The following is a 19028-nucleotide window of genomic DNA, read 5'->3' on the forward strand; positions in this document are numbered from 1 at the left end:
GCACACCCGGGAAAGAAGGCAAAGGCCGCTGCCCGGAGGCAGCGGCCTTCCCGGCACATCAATCTTCTTCGACGGCCGAGGTCTTGGTCTGGATGACCTTCTTGCCGCGGTAGAAACCATCGGCAGTGATGTGGTGACGCAGGTGCACTTCGCCGGTGGTCGGGTCGGTCGACAGCTGCTTGGCGCTCAGGGCGTCATGCGCACGACGCATGCCGCGGCGGGACGGGGTGACACGGGATTTCTGCACAGCCATGGGATTGCTCCAAACTCGGTTCGTTTTGCTTCGTCGTATCGTCGCGCAGGACGCCAGCGCCCAGCACACTTTCGCTTTCGCCGCAGCCGCCGACGACAATCCGGCTGCTATTGTTTCTTCAGTGCCGCCAACGCCGCGAACGGGTTGGCCTGCTTTGTTTCTTCTTCGCTCGGCGCCCAGTCCTTGTCGACTGCTTCACCGTCGGGCGACAGCGGCACCACAGGCACCGCCAGCACCAGCTCGTCCTCGACCAGGTCCAGCGGACGCAGCTGGCCGTCTTCCGGCACCAGCAACGCCTCGTACTCCTCCGGCAGGGACGATTCCTCGTCCTCGTCGCGGATCAGGCCAAGCCTCTGGGTCATCTTCACCGGCAACAGGAATCGCTGCATGCTGCGCTGACAGGTCAGCGGCAACGCGGTGTCGATGGTCAATTCCACATAGGATACCCGCAAGACGTCGTCGCGACCGAATTCAAGCGAGTAATTGCACTCACCGTCGGTATCTGCGACCAACCCCTGCAGGCGGGTCAATTCAGCCAGGGACACCTGACCGTCGAAGCGCCTTCGCGCTACAACCATCCGCCAGGCATCCAGCGTTTCGGGCACGTTCGCGGACATAAGCCGCTGAATACTAAGGATCGGGGCGGCGGCTGTCAAATGCCCGCCATACAGGACTTGCCGCTGGCGCTGCGGACACGCCAGACTGCCGCGCCCTGCCCCGGTATTCTCGCATGTCACTGGTCCTGGCCTCCACCTCCCGCTACCGCCGCGAACTGCTGCAGCGATTGGGCCTTGCCTTCGACTGCGCGCGCCCGGAGGTGGATGAAACCCCGTTGAATGGCGAAGCGCCGCGGGCTCTGGCCACGCGCCTGGCTGCGGCCAAGGCCGCCGAGGTGGCTGCCCTCCATCCGGGCGCCTGGGTGATCGGCTCGGACCAGGTCGCGGACCTGAACGGCCAACCGCTGGGCAAACCCGGTACGGCCGAGGCCGCCTGCGCGCAGCTGGCAGCGATGTCCGGGCAGACCGTGCGCTTCCACACCGCCGTCTGTCTCACCCGTGATGGAGAATCATTCACGGCCGTCGATCTGACCAACGTCTGCTTCCGCGCACTGGAACCGGACGAGATCGCCCGCTACGTGACCAACGAGCAGCCACTGGACTGCGCCGGCAGCTTCAAATGCGAGGGCCTGGGCATCAGCCTGTTCGACGCCATCGACAACCGCGACCCGACCGCGCTGGTCGGCCTGCCATTGATTGCGCTGTGCGGCCTGCTGCGCCAGGCGGGGTTCGAGGTGCCCTGAACTGTAGCGTCGAGCCATGCTCGCCTGCTTCTGCTGTAGATGGCAGGCGACCCGGAAAAAGCAGTCGAGCATGGCTCGACTCTACAAAAGCAGAGGCCTCAACGGACCTCGAACGGCTGCTCCTGCCATTGCTCCACGCTGCCATCGCGGCCATACAGGCGCAGGCCCAGCCAATGCCTGCCCGGCGCCAGCGTGGTGGTATCCAGCGATGCGTCGAAGCCCACCGCCGGGTGCTGCGGATCGGTGCTGTCCGGCCAGGTGTGGCGCACGTCGAACACACGCCCATAGCGGGCGTCACCGATGGAACGGCCATCGACCAGCACTTCGACGCGTGCCAGGCCGACGCCATCCTTGAACGCCCAGCCCTTGATCGCGAACGTGCCGGACACCTTCTCGCCATTGGACGGCGCATCCAGCCACGCCATCGCCGGCGTCACGCACGGCCCTTGCGCGCGCTGCACCGGCAGGCGGAACAACAGGAAGCGCTGGAACCCGTGATCACTGCTGACCACGCGTGGCGCAGGCATCGACCCCACCTGATCGCAGATGGCGTGATAGCGCTCCAGCAGTTCGCGATAGCGCTGGTCGCTGGGTGACAGCACCAGCAGCATCGGCGCCGTGCGCTCGCCCTCATGCAGCAGGCCCCACTGTGCCAGCTGCGCGGTGCGGCCATGCTTGTCATTGAGCGGATGCGGCAGCACCTCGATGTTGCCATTGCCCAGCTGGAAGCCCAGCTCGGCGCCAACCTTGAAGTTGCCGGCCAGCACGCGCGTCCCTTCCGGCATCTGCCGCAGCTCTTCATGGACCGCTACGGCCAGTGGTTGCCAGCCGGCGAAATTGCGCGGGTAGTACTTGCTGCCGGCCATCTGCTCGCGCAGTGCCGGGGTGGATGCCATAAGGTAGTAGCCGAACGCCAGCACCATGCCCGCGCCTGCCAGCCACCAGCCGGTGCGGCGCAGCCAGCGCGGCCAGCCGTTGAGCACTACCGGCACCGCCACCAGCAGTGCGAGGTAGCCCGGCAGCGGCCAATGGAAACTGATCCGCTCGACGTCAGTGAAGAAGCCAAGCACGAAAATGCCCAGCGTGGACACGCCGCCCACCAGGCCGAAATAGCGCCACTGCACGCGCGCACCGCCACCGCTGCGGGTTCCTGCCAGCGCCACCTTCCACATCGCCATGCACAGGATCGGCGTCACCAGCATCGGCTGGATCACCAGGAACCACAGCCCGCCCCATTCAAAGGCCCAGGGATGGCGCTCGACCACCTGGAATTTCAGACCGGCATCGTGGTTGTCCGCATTCCACGCCAGCAGTGGCAGCCATGCCAGCACGCCCACCGCCAGTGCCACCCACACGCGCGGATCGGCCAGCATGCGCCGCCCCTGCGGCAATGCCAGCAGCGCGATGAAACCGACGCCGATGACACCGATGAAACGGTAGTGGCTGAGTGCACCGATCAGCAGGCCCAGCGCCAGCTTCATCGCCGAGGAGGCATCCACGTTGTGCAGCAGGCGCGCACCGGCGTGCAGGCAGATCACCGCCGCCAGCGCCATCGGCACGTCGGGTACCGCCAGCAGGCCCAGCGTCGCCGACAACGGCATCAACAGCGTGAGGCTGCCCGCCTGCCAACCAGCCACATTCCCGAACCAGCGCGTGGCCGTGCGCACCACCAGCAGCGGCAACAGCGCACCGATGGCCAGGAACGGCAGGCGCAGCGCAAGCACGTGATGACCGCCGATCTCCACGCCCAGGCGGGCCAGCCAGGCGGTCAACCCGGGCAGATCAGAATAGGCCGCGGCCAGATGCTGGCCTTCCTGCCAATAGAACGCTTCGTCGACGAACAGCGGCAAGCGCGCGGCAACGATTAGCTTGGCCGCTGTGACCAGCGTCCATAACCAGAGAAATATCGTCCGTGCGCGCTGTTCGCCTTGCATTGCTCTATGGATAATCGAGTGGATTCCAGATCTGAGACGATCATGCCAGCTTCGTCCCCCAACCCCAGCATGCTAACCGATCAATTGCGTCAGGCCCTGCGGGAGGCACAGGATCAGGTGAACGCACTGGTACTGGGCAAGGTGCCGGAAGTCAGGCTGGCGTTCGTCGCATTGCTGTCCGGCGGTCACCTGCTGATCGAAGATCTGCCCGGCCTGGGCAAGACCACGCTGGCGCATGCGCTGGCCAGCAGCCTCGGCCTCAGCTTCCAGCGCGTGCAGTTCACCTCCGATCTGTTGCCCGCCGATGTGCTGGGCGTGTCGGTGTATGAAGCCGGCAGCCGGCAGTTCCAGTTCCATCCCGGCCCGGTGTTCACCCACGTACTGCTGGCCGACGAGATCAACCGCGCACCACCGCGCACGCAGAGCGCGTTGCTGGAAGCGATGGCCGAGCAACAGGTCACGCTGGACGGACAGACGCATCCGCTGCCCGACCCGTTCTTCGTGATCGCTACGCAGAATCCGGTGGACCTGTCCGGCACCTTCCCGCTTCCGGATTCGCAGCTGGACCGCTTCCTGCTGCGTCTGGCGATGGGCTACCCCAGTGCCCAGGCCGAACGCGAACTGCTGCGTGGCAGCGACCGCCGCGACCTGATCGCGCGTGCCGTACCGAAACTGGATGACACCCAGGTGCGCGCGCTGCGCGACGCAGTGAACCAGGTGCATGCCAGCGACGCGCTGATCGACTATGTGCAGGCCCTGCTGACCCGCAGCCGCCAGCACGCCGGCGTGCGCGTCGGCCTGTCACCGCGTGCAGGCCTGGCCCTGCTGCGTGCGGCCAGGGCACATGCCCTGCTGCTGGGTCGCGGGCATGTCGTGCCCGAAGACGTGCAGACCCTGTTCGTGGCGGTGGCCGGTCACCGACTGGTGGCGGAAGCCGAATCCAGTTCGGGTCCGGCACTGGCGCGCGCGATCCTGCAGACCGTCGCGGTGGACTGAGCGTGGCCACACGCTGGGCACGCATGCAGCTGCTGGCTCGGCCACGCAGGCCCGAAACCTTGCCGAGGCGGCTGGACCGCCATCGCATCTATGTGCTGCCCACCCGCTTCGGCCTGTTCGTTGCCACCCTGCTGGCGGCCATGCTGCTGGGCGCACTGAACTACAACAACAACCCGGCGCTGCTGCTGGCCCTGCTGCTCGCGGCAGCAGCAATCGCCAGTGCCATTGCCGCGCATCTCCAGTTGTCCGGCGTGCAGATCGATGCGATCTCCGCCGAGCCGGTAGCGGCCGGGCAACCGTTGCGTCTGCGCGTGGACCTCTCACTGCGTGACCCGCGTGCGCGGCACGGCCTTCATCTGCAGCTGGGTGACAGCAACGCCTGGACCTCGCTGCCTGCGCACGGCCGTGGCGAAGTGGAACTGGACGTTCCCAGCGAACGCCGTGGCTGGCTGGAACTGCCGCGCATCCGACTGTCCACCACCCAGCCGCTGGGCCTGGTGCGGGCGTGGTCGTGGGTGTGGCCGGAACAGCCGCTGCTGGTCTACCCGCTGGCTGAAGCCGTGGCGCCTGCCCTGCCGGAGAGCGGCAGCGATCCGCTGCACACCCGCGCCCATGCCAGCGGCGAGGAACTGCATCAGCTACGCCCCTACCGGGCAGGCGATGCGCCGCGCAGCATTTCCTGGAAGCACTCGGCTCGCCGCGACAGCCTGCTGGTGCGCGAGTACGAAAAGCCGGTCGGCATCGAAGTGATCCTCGACTGGCGCGCATTGGCGCCGCTGGGCCATGAAGCACGCATTGCTCGATTGGCGCGCTGGGTGGATGTGGCCGAGCGCGAAGGCCGCCGCTACACCCTGCTGCTGCCTGCACACCAGCCGTTCGGACCCGGTCAGGGCGCCAGCCACCATCACCTGTGCCTGCGCGCGCTGGCGTTGATGCCGCATGACTGAGACCCCGGCCCTGCTCGACCGCAATGCCCGCAACTGGACCCTGGCCAGCGCGGCGCTGGCCTTGTTGCCGTTGCTGCTGCAGCTGCCATCACTGCTGGCTGGTGTGATCGCGCTGGCGGCGATCATCACCGCCGCCCTGTCGTGGCGGACAGTGTTGCCAATGCCGGTACGCCTGCTGCTGGTGCTGGGCATGCTCGGCGCCATCGTCTGGCAGATGGGCATGGTGCGCCCCGGGCGCGATACCGGTTGCGCACTGCTGGCCGCGATGCTGGCGATCAAGTCCAGCGAGCTGCGCAGCCTGCGTGATGCCCGCAGCCTGCTCGGCTTCGCGCTGTTTTCGCCCTTTGCAGCATTCCTGCTCGACCAAGGGCCGCTGACAACCGCACTGGCCGCGCTGGCCGGGGGCAGCGCACTGATCGCGCTGCAACGCCTGGCCCAGGATGAAGGTCATGCTGGCCGCCTGCCGCTGCGCGGGCAGCTGCATGGTGTCGGCCGCCTGTTGGCGATCGGCCTGCCGCTGGCATTGGCCTGCTTCTGGCTGTTCCCGCGCCTGGCCACGCCACTGTGGGGTGTTCCCGAGCGCGCCGTGGGTACGCCGGGGTTGTCTGACAGCATGGAGCCCGGCCAGTGGTTGGACCTGATGGCCGACGACAGCCCGGCGCTGCGCGTGCAGTTCTTCGGCACTCCACCCGAGCCGGCGCAGCGTTACTGGCGCGGCCCTGTACTGACTGCCTTTGATGGACGGCGCTGGACACGCGACCGCGCCAGCGCGCGACGGCCTGCTGCGGTGGTTGAAGCAAGTACACAGGGCTGGGATTACCAGATCGACTACGAGCCCACCGACCGCCGCCAGCTGGTGGCGCTGGACCTGCCCAGCCGCGCGCCTGCAGGCAGCATGCTGGATGCGGACATGAGCCTGAGCAGCGAACGCCCGCTGGCCTCGCTCAGCCGGTGGCGGTTGCATTCGGCCCCTCCACTGCGCTTCGACAGCACGCTGTCGCCCTATCTGCGCCGCGTGACGCTGCAGCTGCCGACCGGCTTCAACCCGCGCACCGCCACGTTGGCGCAGCAATGGCGACAGGAGGCTGGCAGCGATGACGAGGCCATCGTGCGCCGCGCGCTGCAGTGGATCACCACCGACTTCTCGTACACGCTGGACACCCCTGCGGCGGGACGCGACCCGATCGACGAGTTCCTGTTCGGCTACAAGGCCGGCTTCTGTGAACACTTCAGCTCGGCCTTCGTGGTGCTGATGCGCAACGCCGGCATCCCGGCGCGGGTGGTGACCGGTTTCGCCGGCGGCACCCGCAACCGCATCGGCGACTACTGGGTAGTGCGGCGAATGGATGCCCACGCATGGGCCGAGGTGTGGCTGCCGCAGCGCGGCTGGGTCCGGGTCGACCCGACCGCAGCCGTGGCACCGGAACGCATCCTGGACACACTGGATGACCGCCTGCAGGCCGGCACGGACACGCCACTGCAGCAGCGTTGGCTGCAGCTGGGCCAGATGGGCGACTGGCTGCGCCGCGGCTGGAACGACCTGGTGCTGTCTTTCGATGCGCGTCGCCAGCAACAGCTGCTCAAGCCGTTCGGGCTGGACGATCTGGGCCCCGGGCAGCTGGTCGCTGGCTTCGTGGTGGCCGCACTGCTGGCGCTGGCGTGGATGGCCTGGCTGCTGGCCCGTGGCGAGCGCGAACGCGACCCGCTGCTGCGCGCCTGGCACCGGCTCGGACGGCGCTTCGCCCGCCTCGGCCTGGCCCGTGAACCGCACGAAACCGCCCAGGACTGGGCACAGCGCGTACACCGGCAGCGTCCTGACCCGGCCCTGCTCGCGCTCAGCCAGCGTTTCGCTGATGCGCGTTACGCTGGAACTTGCACCGACCTCGCTTCATTATTGCGGGACCTGCGCAGGCATCGCCCGACTTCCGGAGCCTCCCCATGAACACCAAGTTCCTTCTCACCGCTGTGGCCACGCTGGCCCTGTCGGCCTGCGCCACGGCCCCCAAGCCGCTGCAGGGACAGTTCAGCCTGGTCTCCCCTCGCGATTCGGTCGCTACCCAGCAGGTCGGCACGCCGGTCCGTTGGGGCGGTCGCATCATCGAAACCAAGCCCGGCCAGGGCGAGACCTGCTTCCAGATCATCTCGCGCCCGCTCAATGGCAGTGGCCGCCCGAACACCACCTCGTCCGATGCCAGCGACGGTCGTTTCATCGCCTGCCGTGCCGGCTTCTACGACCCGGCGGTGTTCGAAGCCGGTCGTGACGTGACCTTCATCGGCAAGATCGACGGCTACCAGAACACCCGCATCGGCGAATACGACTACCGCCTGCCGAAGCTGTCGGCCGATGTGATCTACCTGTGGCCGGAACAGCGTCAGGTCGACGTGGTGCCCTATCCCTATGGTCCGTGGGGCCCGGGTCCGTACGGCCCGTACTGGGGCGGCTACGGCCGTTGGGGCTGGTGGTGATCGTCGCCGCACAGGCATGACGGAAAAGGCCGCCCTCGGGCGGCCTTTTTTTGTTCAATGGAACCACACCATGGGTGGATGCCCGGCGCTCAACGCCCCGGGGTACCGAAATGCCCCAGCGGCGCACCGGCCAGCAGGTGCATGTGGATATGGAACACGGTCTGACCGGCATGCTCGCGGCAGTTCATCACGATGCGGTAGCCATCCTGAGCGAAGCCCTCGCGGCGCGCGTACTCGGCGGCAGCCAGCGCCAGCTTGCCGATCAGGTGCGCCTGCGACGGCTGCAGGTCATCCAGGGTCGGAATGATCTCGTTCTTCGGAATGAACAGCACGTGCACCGGCGCCTGCGGTGCGATGTCCTTGAAGCCCAGCACCTCGTCATCCTCGTAGACGATGGTGGCCGGGATCTCGCGACGGATGATCTTGCTGAAGAGGGTTTCGTTGCTCATGGTCGGCCTCGGCGGGAATGTCGCCCGCATTGTAGGCCGCCCGCGCCAGGCCATACCCGGCCTTCGCTCAATCGCGGAATTCGCTGCGGGTCCCGAACGCGTGCGACAGCGTGCCGCGGTCAACGTATTCGAGCTCGCCGCCGAGCGGCAGGCCCTGCGCCAGCCGGCTGGGCTGCACCTTGCGCGCGCGCGCCAGCTGCGCCAGGTAGTGCGCGGTGGCTTCGCCTTCGACGGTGGCACTGGTGGCGATGATCAGCTCCTGCACCTCACCTTCGGCCAGGCGCTGCTCCAGTTGCTCCAGGCCCAGTTCACGCGGGCCGATGCCATCGAGCGGCGACAGCCGCCCCTGCAGCACGAAGTAGACACCGCGGAAGCCGGTGGCGTTCTCGATGGCCAGGCGGTCGGCCGGCGATTCGACCACGCACAGCTGGCTGCGTTCGCGGCTGCTGTTGGCACAGGTCGGGCACAACTCGGTTTCGCTGAAATCGCGGCATTGCGCACAGTGGCCGATGCGCTCCACCGCCAGCGCCAGGGTTTCGGCCAGGCGCTGGCCACCTTCGCGCTCGCGCTCGAGCAGGTGGTAGGCCATGCGCTGCGCCGTCTTCTGGCCCACGCCAGGCAGCACCCGCAGTGCGTCGATCAATTGTTCAAGCAGGGGTGCGGACACGGCAGGGCGCTTCGATCGTGCCGGGCATGCCCGACGGGTATGAGTAGAGTCGAGCTTGCTCGACTGAAGGACCCGGTAAAGTCGAGCAAGCTCGACTCTACGACAGGCGCCCCACCGAACATCAGAACGGCAGCTTCATGCCCGGCGGCAGCTGCATGCCGGCGGTGGCCGAACCCATCTTCGACTTCGACTCGGCATCGATCTTGTTCGAGGCATCGTTGAAGGCGGCGGCGATCAGGTCTTCCAGCATCTCCGGGTCGCTGGCCAGCGACGGGTCGATGCGCACCTTGCGGCATTCCTTGGCGCCGGTCAGGGTCACGCTGACCATGCCGCCACCGGCGCTGCCGGTCACTTCGATCCTGGCGATTTCTTCCTGGGCCTTCTGCAGGTTTTCCTGCATCTTCTGGGCCTGCTGCATCAGTTGGGCGATGTTGCCGCGCATAGTGTCTTACTCGTCAAAAGAACGGATGGAATCGGAAACAACCCGGGCGCCGTGCTGTTGGATCAGCACCTGCACTTCCGGATCGTCCATGAAAACAGCCTCTGCCACCTGCTGCCGCTCGCCACGCTGGCGATCGGCACGCTGGTGCAGGGTCTCGGCCGGAACGTGTTCGGTTTCCACGGTCTCGACCACGATCTTCGGCGCCTGGCCGAGGGCCTTCTCCAGCATCTCGCCCAGGGCGGCCAGCGCGCGCTCCGAGCGCAGATATTCAAATCCGGGCGAAAGGCCCAGTTTCAAGGTCCCGTGCTGGCAACTGATGAAGGCTGCGTTGGCCGCCAGCTGCCGCGACGGGCCGCTCAAGCCGCTGTTGGCGACCAGATCCAGCCAATCCTCGGCGCTGGCCAGGTCGCTGACACCTTCCTGTGGCACGGCATCACGTGCCGGGACCGGCTCGGCCGGCGCGATGGCAATGCCTTCAGTGCGGAACGGACGCTCGGGCGGCGCAGGCTCGCTGGGAACCGCGACGGGAGCCGGCGGCTCATGCCAGGGCGCCACCATGGCGGCGTCCGGCCCAGCCATCTCGGCCGCCAGCGCCTCGTCACGCGCCTCGGCTTCGTCTGTGGTCCACGGCGGCAGGTCGTCGCCCGCTTCGGCTTCAACGGATGCCGGCGCCGCTACTTCGGCCTTCACCGGCAGCGGCGACACGGGCTCTTCCACCGGAACCGGCTCGGGCTCCGGGGTCGGGTCCGGTTCGGGTCGTGGGGCCGGCTCAGGTTCGGGTTCAGGTTCGCGCGGCGCGGCCTGGGACGGCGCGGCCACCTGCGTCGCCGGGGCCGGGCTTGCCGAAGTGGCGGCAGCCGCCGGCGTCGCTTCGTGGGTACCCGTACCGCTGCCACCACCGGTAGCATTGCCACCCGGCGCATTGCCTGCACCTTCCATCGACTTCGGCACCGGCGGGACCGACGCGGCCGGGCGGAACGCCAGCATGCGCAGCACGGCCATTTCAAAGCCCGCGCGCGGGCTAGGCGCCAGCGGCAGGTCACGACGGCCATTCAGGGCCATCTGGTACCAGAGCTGCACCACTTCCGGACGCAGGCGTTCGGCGAACCCTGTCGCGTCCAGGCCTTCGGCAGCCGCTGCAGCACCCGGTACCAGCTGCTGCACCTGGATGCGATGCAGGCCTTCGGCCAGCGCTTCCAGCACGCCGCTCCAATCCGGCGAGAATTCGGCCAGCGCAGCCACCACCTGCAACAGGCGCGGGCCATCGCCCTCGGCCAGCGCATCGAGCATCGCTGCCACCTGGGTGCGGTCGACCGTGCCCAGCATGGTGCGCACTACGTCCTCGCGCAGCGCGCCACCGGCATAGGCGATCGCCTGATCCAGCAGCGACAGGCCGTCACGCAGGCTGCCATCAGCGGCCTTGGCCAGCTGCACGATGGCGCTGCCGTCAGCCTCGATCTCTTCGGCGGCAAGGATACGGGTCATCTGGCCCTGGATCTGATCCTCGTCCAGTCGCTTGAGGTTGAACTGCAGGCAGCGGCTGAGCACGGTGACCGGCAGCTTCTGCGGGTCGGTGGTGGCCAGCAGGAACTTCACGTGCTCCGGCGGCTCCTCCAGCGTCTTCAGCAGCGCGTTGAACGCCGCCTTGGACAGCATGTGCACTTCGTCGATCAGGTAGACCTTGTACTTGCCACGCGAGGGCATGTACTGCGCGTTCTCGATCACCTCGCGCACGTCATCCACGCCGGTGTTGGACGCGGCGTCGATTTCCAGCAGGTCGATGTAGCGGCCGGCGTCGATGTCCAGGCAGGCCGCGCACTGGCCGCACGGGTCGGCGCTGGTGCCCTGCTCGCAGTTCAGCGACTTGGCGAAGATGCGCGCGATGGTGGTCTTGCCCACGCCGCGGGTACCGGTGAACAGGAACGCATGGTGGACCCGGCCGCTGTCCAGCGCGTTGCTGAGCGCACGGACCACGTGTTCCTGGCCCACCAGCTCGGCAAAACGCTTCGGACGCCACTTGCGGGCAAGGACGAGATAGGACATCAGGCCACCGTTTTCCATCGGATGTTCCATTGTGCCATGCCTGTCCAGCCCCCTCGCCTCCGGCACGTCCTTCGCAGGTTCCTGGCTGGGGTGCTTGTGAAGTGCCGCGCAGCCCGCTAGAATCTGCGCCCCTGCTGAGGCGTTTGCCGATGGCAGGGATCCGGAGAGGTGTCCGAGTGGTTGAAGGAGCACGCCTGGAAAGTGTGTAAGCGTCTAAACCGCGCTTCGGGGGTTCGAATCCCCCTCTCTCCGCCAAGCATACGCAAACCCCTGATTTTTCAGGGGTTTTTTCTTGGCAGAGAAATCGCGGGCAGGGCACAAATCGGGGCACAACTCCGATGGCCTTTCCGCACTACCTCACCCGCACCGCGTCGGGTCGTTTCGTGTTTCGCATGCGCGTCCCTGCTGACCTGCGGCGCACCGTCGGGCGCGCCTTCATCAAGCGCAGCCTAGGCCATGACCTGCTGACCGCAAGGCTTGCCGCGCTCGACTTGTCGGCTCGCTATGCTGACGCCTTCAGCGCACTACGGGGGCATGGCATGGAGAAGAAAATCACGGTCGATGAAGTCTTGCGCAGCGTGGCCGAGAACGGCGCGAAGCGCTACGAAATCACCATGCCCAGCGGGGTGCGGATACAGGCCCAGGACGCCGCCGACCACGCCCGCGCCCTGGAGGCGCTGGAAGCCATCGGACGCATGGACTACGCACCACGCGCCGCCGTTGCCGAAGCGCCAACCCCGCCCCCCGTCGCCGAAACCATCGCGCTAGCCAAGGCCCGCGACGCTTGGCTAAAAAGCATCGAGGCCACAACCGCGGCAAAGACGCTGACCATCAAGCGCGCGGCCATTGCCGCACTGGTGGACTACCTCGGCGCGAGCAAGCCGGTCCACGCCATCGCCCGGCCCGACCTCGCCCGCTTCTACCAGCACCTGCGCGACGGTGGCGCGGCTACGCCGACCATCTTCAATAAGCAATCCTATCTCGGTGGCGCCGGCGGCTTCTTTGCTTGGGCGATGGCCTCCGGCTACTACCCAGTCGGCGACAACCCGGCCAAGGGCCATATCCGCTACACGACTAAAGAAAAGCGCCAGCGCAAGAAACATGGCTTCAAGGCGTTCGACCTCGAACAGGTGCGCACGCTCTACGCCCCGGAGAACTTTGCGCGGCTGTCGCCGGGAGCACGCTGGGCGGCGCTCTTGGGGCTTTACACGGGCGCCCGCGCCTCGGAAGTGGGGCAACTGTTGACCGTGGACGTGGCAGCGGTAGACGGGGTGCCGGCCATCCGTATCACCGACGACGGCGAGGACCAGAAACTCAAAACGGAAGCCTCTAACCGCGTGGTGCCCATCCATGCCGACCTGCAGGCGCTCGGTTTCCTCGACTATGTGGACGGCCTGCGCGGCCGTGGCGATTGGCGGATTTTCCCGCAAGCGTCCGCAACCGCTAAAAACGGCGCGGGCAACTGGATAAGCAAGGCGTTCGGCTACTACCTCGGCACGACCGGCAAGGACTGGCCAGAAGCCAAGCGTGGATTTCATTCGTTGCGCAAGACCGTCATTCAGGAACTACAAGGCGCCGGGGTGTCCTCGGAACTGCGAGCGCAGTTAGTCGGGCACGAGTTGGAAGACGAACACCACGCGACCTACTCGCGCGCCTTCACGGCTGCCGAGAAACTCAACGGCGCGGGGAAGTCGCCGGGGCTGTCGGTGCTGGCCTACGGTTTGGACTTGGACGCGCTGCGGCCATTGCTTACGGCCGCCGTAAGCAGGCGGCGGGCCAGCACACCGGGCCGCAAGCCTGCGGCTTCCGCAGCCGCGCGGAAGCGTGCGCCGACTTCAAGAGGCAAATAGACCTCAAGGCGATCGTTGCTTGCCCGCATGCGGCGCATGCCTCGGGCGCGTGCTTCTTGCTTGCTCATATCCGGAAACTAAAACACCGGAAAGAAAACGCAAGCGCTGCCCCTTGCGGTCCACCGGAGAAATGGCACCCTGAAGGTATAGCCATTTCACGCGAGCCGCCCCGGTGTTTTTTAGTCGCAGCAAAGCCAAGAACAGCCCTTCCCCATTGTCGGACGCGAAAGCGTCCGACAATGGGGGGAGTGGTCGCAGGCTGGAGCGGGAGCGGAAGCCGAAAAGCGGCCACGGGGGCGCAGCCCCCACGCCCCGGAGCGGGAGCGCAGGGGCGGCGGAGCGTGCCAGGGCGCCAGCCCTAGCACGCGGAGCGGAGCACGGCGGGAGCCGTGCGACCCGTGCGGCGAAGCCCACACCGGCGGCCGTGGCCGACGGTTGGGCGAAGGCGCACGGCGCGGCACTCGGCGAGCGTGAGCGGCGGGCACGGCTGGCAGCGCAACGCAGCGGCAAGCCGTGGACGCTTCACGCCGACGAGCAGACGCGCGCGGTGCTGGCCGACTGCCCCAAGCGCGAAGTCGGGGCGGCCACGGCGGCGAAGTATCGGCGCGCCTACGACAACCTGCGGGCGACCGGCCAAACGCCACTGGAAGCCGCCACGACCCGCGCGCACTGGGACTTCCTGCGCACCGCCACCCGCTACTGCGTGGAGCAGGACGTGCGGGCATGGCGGGCGTCGAGCGAGCGGGCACGCGAGCGCGGCGACATTGCCAGCGCCCAGCGCCGCACGGAGCGGGCTTTCAGGCTGGCGGCCGTGCTGGATGAAATGTTTCTCCAGTCGCACCGCCAGACGTGGACGCACAAGGCGGCCGAGATGAAGGCCGCTGGCACGCGCCCGGTGTCGAAGTCGAAGCGCAGCACGGGGGCGCCAGCGCCGGACTTGGCCATCGGTGTTCTGCTGGGACGGCAAGAGCGCGTCCTAGAGCGCCACGCGGAGCGGCTGGCAGTGTTGGCCCTGACGGGTTGCCGGCCCGCCGAACTGCGGGCGGGCGTGTCCCTACGCGTAGGCCGGACAGCGAAAGGGCGGCGAGTGCTGCACGCCACCCTCCACGGGGCGAAGTGGAACGGAACGAACCGCGGCCAACAAGCGCGGGGGCTTGCCTTCCCTGCCGACAAAGGCGCTGCGGCGGAACTAGCGGCGAGGGTCGAAGCAAAGGGCGGGCACTGGACGATGGCGACCACGGAAGCGGACGTGCGCAGCCTCAATCGCGCATTGAAGGCCGGGGCCGGGATTTCCTGCTACTCCTTCCGCCACCAGCAGGGCAGCGAACTGAAAGCAGCCGTTTCGTCCGGCACGATGAGCGCGGAGGAAGCGGCGGCAGCGATGGGCCACGCGAGCACGGCGAGCCTTGCCTTCTATGGCAGCCGGTCGAAGGCGCGGGGCGGTCGTAAGTTGCGAGCGAGGGCGTCGGAACCCGTGCGCACGGTGCCGGTATCGTTCGCTGCCAAAGCAGCGGCACGCGCTGCGCGTGCCGCACGGTTTGGGGCTACGCCCCGCCCCGCCGCGCGGCCACCGGCCGCGCCACGGGCGGCGATGTCCAAGCCGGTCGGGCCACTGGCGCGTGGCCCCAAGCCGCCAGGGCGGTAGCCCTAGCGGTTCCCCCTTCTGGCGGGGTATCGTTCGCCCACAATCTGCCTTGGGAGGCATGCCGTGGGCGAATGGTCGGAATACTTTGAAGATTTCCCGGAGGAGAACCCGGCGAACTGGATTAACGGACGCTTTGACCCCGAAGGGGCACGGCGCGCCCACCAGCGAGCCGAAGCGCTTGCACAGTCGCAAGCGGAGTTGAACAGCACTGTCCGCAGGATGATTGAAGAAGGCAACCGCCGCGCCCGCGAGAAGCAGGCAAAAGCGTAGCCAGCCGCCAAGCCAAACCGCTACAATGCGCGGGGCACAAAACAGGGCACCAGTCCGGTTTGTGAATGCCTCGCGGTTCAAGGGGTTGGGTCGGATTCAACCGGCTCCCCCTCTCTCCGCCAGTTATCCAGTAGGTAGTGGCTTCGGCCAAGCAGCTCCGGGGCTACCCTACTAAAAGACCTACTACGCCTGATGTGCTGGGCCAGGTGGGCGAAAAGGCCACCCGTCGAGGTGGCCTTTTTGTTTTCTGGTCGCAGCCTGTGCGAAGCCGCCCCGCTACAACGTGCCTACCAATCAACGCAGGGGGCAACATGGCCAAGTGGGCGGATTACGGCATTTCGGCTGTTCGGTACTACCCGGCGCACACGCATATCGACCGAGTACGCATCCATCAGGACAACGGCGATAGCTTCGGCCCCGCTGCCGAGCACGAGCGCGCTACCGTCGTCAAAGCGATCAAGGACGGCGTTACGTTCATCACCGTCCCCCAAACGAACGGGCAGTGGCAGAAAGGCCAGCCGGTCTACATCATCAAGGTCAACGGGGTCGAGTACATCAAAACCGTGGACAACGGACAGGCTCGGGACAACCTCGAAAACCTGCCCGAGTTCTGAGCGGCGGGGATGCGGGCTATCTTGAGCGCATGGCCAATCCCCGACTGACGCCCGAACAACTCGACCTCGCCCGCGCCTTGCTCGATGAAGTGCGAGCGAGGCTCGTGGACTTGAGCGGCGGCAACAAGGAACTGCTCTTTGCCTACCGCCGCAAGGTCTACAAGGAACTGATGCACGACGAGCGCAGCAAGCCGATGGTCCGGCGGCGCTTGAAGCAGCTCAAGATGAAAGAGCAAGAAGGGCTCTGCCCGCTTTGCAACGAGTCCCTGCCAGAGCGAGGCGCGGTTCTGGACCGCACCCGAGCAGTCGATGGCTACACGCCCGAGAACACCCGCCTGATTCATGCCGCCTGTGACGCGGCCCATCAGGCGGCGAGAGGTTACACCTAAAAGAAGGCCGCCCATAGGCGGCCTTCAAACTGATGTCGTATTACTCGTGTTTGATCTTCTCGGACATATACCAGCAGTAGTTGCACAATCCGCCGTTGTCGGTGGCGGCATACATTTCAGACCACGGAATGGGCGCTTCGCACCGAGAGCACCCATCCAGCGTGTAAACGTCCAGCACGTCCCGCCTAAAGACAAATTTCTGCTTGTCGGTGAGAGAGTCCATGCCCTTATCTATGACAAGTTTGGTGATTCCTTCAGCCGCACCTTCGAGAGACTCTCCACTGAGAACCTCCTGTAAGAAGTCATTAAAGCCATCGTCTTCCATGTGATCGTTACGTCCCATTGCTTCTCCTTTAGATTTCTAGACCTACTCGAAGAGATCATGTCGCCAAGCTTGACGGGAGGCGCCCCGAAAGGCGCTCCCGGGTGCTGCGCTTAGCCCGGAGGGCTGCGCCAATGCTGGCAAACGTATTCCAAACGACCCTTGCGGAACCGGGTATACGCGCAAACATGCACCGTCTTGGCACCGGACATAAGTCCTCCTCAAGTCGGCATGAGGAGGGCGATATGGAATACCGGAGTTCAAAGAGGTATACTCTTTGCCGTGTCAAGGGCCTCGGTACCGGCAGAGGGACGCCCTTACTGCCATGCCGTTGTCCGCCTCGCGCCTCAACTCAAGCCTGTTTGGTAGACGGGGACTTGGGTTGGGGCGTTGCTTTTTCTCGGCCACTCGCGGCGGCGGTTTTACGCGAGCAGCCCACTACTCTCCTCATCAGCCATCCTCCTTGTTTTGGCTCGGCATCGGCTCCTCGGCCATCGTGTCGCGATAGTTCTGCAAGATGAACTCCGTCATCTTGATGACGTTTTCCCACTGCTTCGCAGTCATCTGGTCGGGCAAGTAGATAACGCCGTCCTGCCCCCCGAAGATCGGGATCGGGATTGCGACCATCCCCTCTCGCGGCGGCCTGGGCTTGCTCCCGTGCCCAAGAGCGTCAGGCACTGCCGGAGGCGTCGGCGGCAGCGGCGTCGGCGTCTTGATCTTTCGCTTCGTACCGCCGTTGTTCGGAGCCGGGGGAGCCTTCGCGTGCGGGCTGACCTTGATTCCTGCGTCCTTCGCCGCCGACAGGAAGAAACTGATGGACTTCGTCAGCGTGGAACCGCTGATCTCGTACTCGCGGAACTTGTCCGCGAGCATGTTGGTCGTCGCACTTCCAAGCGCGAAAGAACCATCAGTGACCGCGCTGTAGGACTGCTCGACCATCTTCTTGAACATCGCAGCAGCTTCGTTCTCGTTCGCAACGATGTAGTCGCGCAAAAGCTGAGTTGGAGCGCCGGAGTCGTCAATCAGGCTGAACCACTTCATTGCCGCAATGAGAGCCGACTGCTCGGAGCCGGACCGCTTGCTCAGGTAGCTGCGGTCGATCACTCCCGGGATGACCTCATGACTCCGCAGCTCGTCAATGAGCCACTGCCAAGTCTTGTAGGTGATGTAGGGTGGCTTCACGGTCTTGTCGTTCATATGGGTCCTTCCCCGGCCTCAGATGGCACGAGTTGCACATAGAATGACATGACGAACTCATCCATGCAACTCATCTCGCGCAAATTTTTGTTAAAAGAATGTTATTTGCGCGAAACACATAGACGATATTCCTATGTGTCTTTGAAAATCAATATCTTAGAAGACAAAAGAGTTCATTCAGGTTGATGGTCTAGACGAACTTATCCTAGACCGAGCTAACCTTGAGCCTCCATGCCGTCTCATTCCGCAAGACTCTCGGACCTGTTGCTGCCCGGGCGATGCTATCAACGACCCTTTTTTGCGGCTCAGGAGGTAGGTGGATGATGCGTTCATGGAAAGATCCAACGCGAACTCTCGCCCAGCAGGGACCGGCGCCCCATGCGCCAGCCCCGGGATGTCTGGATGCGTCCGGCCACGAGGCCGTTCAGAGAATCGGGCCGCAAGCCGAGCTCCTCGCGCATTTCAGCCTTGGTCCGGGACACGATCCGCCCGGACTCGATGTGCTGCCAGCGGTAGGTGCGTTCGTCGCGGTGGAAGCCCCGGGCGCGCTCCCGGTAGGTGGGGTCCGCCCACCTGCAGATGCGCGACATGCACGGACAGACCGCCGCAGGCGGGTTCCGGGGTGCAGCGCACACCGGGATCGAGTGCAGGGATGCGCCCCTCTCTCCGCCAGACAAATGAAAAAGCCGCCCACTGGGCGGCTTCTTCATTTGGCCGTCGACCCTTTCAACGCTCACTTCCGTCCGAACACTGCGCGCAGGGCAATACCCACGAACGTCAGCCCGATCAGCGCCACCATCAGGGTCATCCCCCACAGTGCGCCGAAGCTGTCGAGTGCCGGCTCCAGGGACGGGCGCTCGGGCCGATACAGCACGCGCACGGCCTGGCCCGGCTCGTAGCCGAAGATCATGCCCCCCTGCGGATAGGAGACCCGTTCGCCGGCCGCCGTGGTGAAGGCCACCTGCGGATGCGACCCGCCCGCGTTCAGGCGCTCGACGTGGCCATCGGCGATCTGCGCGTCCCGCAGGAACGCCAGGCGATGGTTCACTTCAACGCCGACGACGACCAGCATCAACAGACCCATGGCGCCGAACGCCAGACCGCGCATGATCCGGTCGGTCCGGGAAAGGGAAGGTTCTGGCATTGCGGGGCAGCTCCATTGCAGACGGGACGACAAGCAGGGCCGGCGCGTTCCTGTCGCCCGGTCGATCCCGCTCGCTGCAAACATAGCCCAACTGCGGCCA

21 protein-coding genes and 1 tRNA gene are annotated in these 19028 nt (G+C 66.0%); 11 read left to right on the forward strand and 11 right to left on the reverse strand.

What is annotated here, in order from left to right; translation table 11 throughout:
- Positions 1-58: 58 nt before the first annotated feature.
- Positions 59-253 carry a 50S ribosomal protein L32 gene (gene rpmF, locus V3B46_RS06800; RefSeq protein WP_004154640.1) on the reverse strand — a complete coding sequence of 65 codons (195 nt, stop codon included), beginning with the start codon at positions 251-253 and terminating at the stop codon, positions 59-61.
- 107 nt (positions 254-360) lie between these two features.
- The gene (locus V3B46_RS06805; RefSeq protein WP_032127767.1) at positions 361-870 is read right to left on the reverse strand and encodes a YceD family protein; all 510 of its coding nucleotides are present in this window, start codon (positions 868-870) and stop codon (positions 361-363) included.
- Positions 871-983: 113 nt separating this feature from the next.
- Between V3B46_RS06805 and V3B46_RS06810 the strand changes: the two genes are divergently transcribed.
- The gene (locus V3B46_RS06810; RefSeq protein WP_329891466.1) at positions 984-1553 is read left to right on the forward strand and encodes a Maf family protein; all 570 of its coding nucleotides are present in this window, start codon (positions 984-986) and stop codon (positions 1551-1553) included.
- A gap of 98 nt (positions 1554-1651) precedes the next feature.
- On the opposite strand, the gene V3B46_RS06815 is transcribed toward V3B46_RS06810, so the two are convergent.
- Positions 1652-3487: a glycosyltransferase family 39 protein gene (locus V3B46_RS06815; RefSeq protein ID WP_329891467.1), complete on the reverse strand. Its 1836-nt coding sequence runs from the start codon at positions 3485-3487 to the stop codon at positions 1652-1654.
- A gap of 42 nt (positions 3488-3529) precedes the next feature.
- Here V3B46_RS06815 and V3B46_RS06820 point away from each other — a divergent pair, with 42 nt between their 5' ends.
- The 4 genes from V3B46_RS06820 to V3B46_RS06835 are packed head-to-tail and all read left to right on the forward strand — an operon-like array spanning position 3530 to position 7896.
- On the forward strand, positions 3530-4483 hold the full coding sequence (locus V3B46_RS06820) for an AAA family ATPase (protein WP_043398214.1): 954 nt from the start codon (positions 3530-3532) through the stop codon (positions 4481-4483).
- Positions 4484-4506: 23 nt separating this feature from the next.
- The gene (locus V3B46_RS06825) at positions 4507-5430 is read left to right on the forward strand and encodes a DUF58 domain-containing protein (RefSeq protein WP_329891490.1); all 924 of its coding nucleotides are present in this window, start codon (positions 4507-4509) and stop codon (positions 5428-5430) included.
- A complete protein-coding gene (locus V3B46_RS06830; RefSeq protein ID WP_154262517.1) occupies positions 5423-7372 on the forward strand; it encodes a transglutaminase TgpA family protein in 1950 nt (649 codons plus the stop codon). Before V3B46_RS06825 ends, V3B46_RS06830 begins: the two co-directional genes overlap by 8 nt.
- A complete protein-coding gene (locus V3B46_RS06835) occupies positions 7369-7896 on the forward strand; it encodes a Slp family lipoprotein (RefSeq protein WP_005408301.1) in 528 nt (175 codons plus the stop codon). Before V3B46_RS06830 ends, V3B46_RS06835 begins: the two co-directional genes overlap by 4 nt.
- Before the next feature lie 89 nt (positions 7897-7985).
- Here the strand turns inward: V3B46_RS06835 and V3B46_RS06840 are convergent, their stop codons facing one another.
- From V3B46_RS06840 to dnaX, 4 genes are all read right to left on the reverse strand, one after another.
- Positions 7986-8345, reverse strand: coding sequence for a histidine triad nucleotide-binding protein (locus tag V3B46_RS06840; protein ID WP_014036181.1), 360 nt, complete (start codon positions 8343-8345; stop codon positions 7986-7988).
- Between the two features lie 67 nt (positions 8346-8412).
- A complete protein-coding gene (gene recR / locus V3B46_RS06845) occupies positions 8413-9012 on the reverse strand; it encodes a recombination mediator RecR (RefSeq protein ID WP_154262515.1) in 600 nt (199 codons plus the stop codon).
- 121 nt (positions 9013-9133) lie between these two features.
- On the reverse strand, positions 9134-9454 hold the full coding sequence (locus tag V3B46_RS06850; protein WP_010483846.1) for a YbaB/EbfC family nucleoid-associated protein: 321 nt from the start codon (positions 9452-9454) through the stop codon (positions 9134-9136).
- Positions 9455-9460: 6 nt separating this feature from the next.
- Complete coding sequence (gene dnaX, locus V3B46_RS06855; RefSeq protein WP_329891468.1) at positions 9461-11515, reverse strand: DNA polymerase III subunit gamma/tau; 2055 nt, start codon at positions 11513-11515, stop codon at positions 9461-9463.
- Between the two features lie 144 nt (positions 11516-11659).
- Between dnaX and V3B46_RS06860 the strand changes: the two genes are divergently transcribed.
- From V3B46_RS06860 to V3B46_RS06885, 6 genes are all read left to right on the forward strand, one after another.
- A tRNA-Ser gene (locus tag V3B46_RS06860) sits at positions 11660-11752 on the forward strand.
- Positions 11753-11835: 83 nt separating this feature from the next.
- Positions 11836-13347: a DUF6538 domain-containing protein gene (locus V3B46_RS06865; protein WP_329891469.1), complete on the forward strand. Its 1512-nt coding sequence runs from the start codon at positions 11836-11838 to the stop codon at positions 13345-13347.
- 424 nt (positions 13348-13771) lie between these two features.
- On the forward strand, positions 13772-14992 hold the full coding sequence (locus tag V3B46_RS06870) for a hypothetical protein (RefSeq protein WP_329891470.1): 1221 nt from the start codon (positions 13772-13774) through the stop codon (positions 14990-14992).
- 63 nt (positions 14993-15055) lie between these two features.
- Positions 15056-15262 (forward strand): hypothetical protein, encoded by a 207-nt coding sequence (locus V3B46_RS06875; RefSeq protein ID WP_329891471.1) that lies wholly within the window; start codon positions 15056-15058, stop codon positions 15260-15262.
- Between the two features lie 311 nt (positions 15263-15573).
- Positions 15574-15876: a DUF3892 domain-containing protein gene (locus tag V3B46_RS06880; RefSeq protein WP_329891472.1), complete on the forward strand. Its 303-nt coding sequence runs from the start codon at positions 15574-15576 to the stop codon at positions 15874-15876.
- 29 nt (positions 15877-15905) lie between these two features.
- A complete protein-coding gene (locus V3B46_RS06885) occupies positions 15906-16265 on the forward strand; it encodes a hypothetical protein (protein ID WP_329891473.1) in 360 nt (119 codons plus the stop codon).
- 40 nt (positions 16266-16305) lie between these two features.
- Here the strand turns inward: V3B46_RS06885 and V3B46_RS06890 are convergent, their stop codons facing one another.
- The 4 genes from V3B46_RS06890 to V3B46_RS06905 form a co-directional block, all read right to left on the reverse strand.
- The gene (locus V3B46_RS06890) at positions 16306-16608 is read right to left on the reverse strand and encodes a hypothetical protein (RefSeq protein ID WP_329891474.1); all 303 of its coding nucleotides are present in this window, start codon (positions 16606-16608) and stop codon (positions 16306-16308) included.
- Positions 16609-17037: 429 nt separating this feature from the next.
- Positions 17038-17784 carry a DUF5343 domain-containing protein gene (locus V3B46_RS06895; RefSeq protein ID WP_329891475.1) on the reverse strand — a complete coding sequence of 249 codons (747 nt, stop codon included), beginning with the start codon at positions 17782-17784 and terminating at the stop codon, positions 17038-17040.
- A 329-nt stretch (positions 17785-18113) separates the two neighbouring features.
- Positions 18114-18374, reverse strand: a complete 261-nt coding sequence (locus V3B46_RS06900) for a hypothetical protein (RefSeq protein WP_329891476.1) — start codon at positions 18372-18374, stop codon at positions 18114-18116.
- A gap of 143 nt (positions 18375-18517) precedes the next feature.
- Positions 18518-18928: a DUF3592 domain-containing protein gene (locus V3B46_RS06905; RefSeq protein WP_329891477.1), complete on the reverse strand. Its 411-nt coding sequence runs from the start codon at positions 18926-18928 to the stop codon at positions 18518-18520.
- Positions 18929-19028: the final 100 nt, after the last annotated feature.

The sequence above is a fragment of the Stenotrophomonas sp. SMYL11 genome (genome assembly GCF_036320005.1).
Lineage (GTDB): Bacteria > Pseudomonadota > Gammaproteobacteria > Xanthomonadales > Xanthomonadaceae > Stenotrophomonas > Stenotrophomonas maltophilia_A.